At 75.6% G+C, this 782-nt stretch carries 1 protein-coding gene and 1 pseudogene; both read left to right on the top strand.

What is annotated here, in order from left to right:
- Nucleotides 1-351 (top strand): PhzF family phenazine biosynthesis isomerase (locus tag FV228_RS31360; RefSeq protein WP_147857933.1); only part of this gene is annotated, 351 nt, incomplete at its 5' end.
- Nucleotides 344-782 (top strand): annotated as a pseudogene (locus FV228_RS31365) (NUDIX hydrolase); the annotation flags it as partial. The gene FV228_RS31360 and the pseudogene FV228_RS31365, both read left to right, overlap by 8 nt.

Genomic DNA, 782 nt, shown 5'->3' on the forward strand with positions numbered 1-782 from the left:
GCGCTGGACGCCGCCCGGTCCGCCCCGGCCCCGGAGGCGCAGGACGGGCTCTACCTCTACGCCCCGGACCCCGAGGGGACGGGCCAGAGCTGGCGGGTGCGGATGTTCGCGCCGCATCTCGGCATCGCGGAGGATCCCGCCACCGGCTCGGCGGCCGCCGCCTTCGCGGGGGTGCTGATGCAGTTCGAGACCCTGGGCGAGGGCACCCACGACGTGGCGATCCGCCAGGGCGAGGCCATGGGCCGGCCGAGCGCCATCGCGCTCCAGCTCACGATCGCGGCCGGCGCCCTGCGCTCGGTGGAGATCGGCGGCTCGGCCGTGATCGTGTCGGACGGTACCTTGCGTGTCTGACGGCTTCCGGATCACCCGGCTCGCCGGGGTCACGGCGCGACTCGTCGCGCATGACTGGCCGTTCGCCCGGGACCACGAGGCGGCGATCGCCGAACACTGGCGGGCGCGGCGCGCCCGCAGCCCCGGGATGTTCGACGGCACCGTGCTGCTCGCCCGCGCCTGGTCGGTCGAGGCCGGGATCGCCCGGGTCGACCTGTTTGCCGCCCGCTATTCCAGCTTCATCGCCTACCGGGACCGGGGCCGCCCGGAAGCCGGCGTGGTCAACGCCTTCGCGGCGATCGTGCCCTGGAGCCGGGACGGCGCGGTGCTGCTCGGCGCGATGGGCGCCCACACGGCCAATGCCGGCCAGCTCTACTTCCCGTGCGGCACGCCCGACCTCGACGACGTGCGGGGCGAGACCGTCGACCTCGCCGGCAGCGCCGCCCGGGAAC

The organism is Methylobacterium sp. WL18, from assembly GCF_008040015.1.
In the GTDB taxonomy this organism is placed as follows: domain Bacteria; phylum Pseudomonadota; class Alphaproteobacteria; order Rhizobiales; family Beijerinckiaceae; genus Methylobacterium; species Methylobacterium mesophilicum.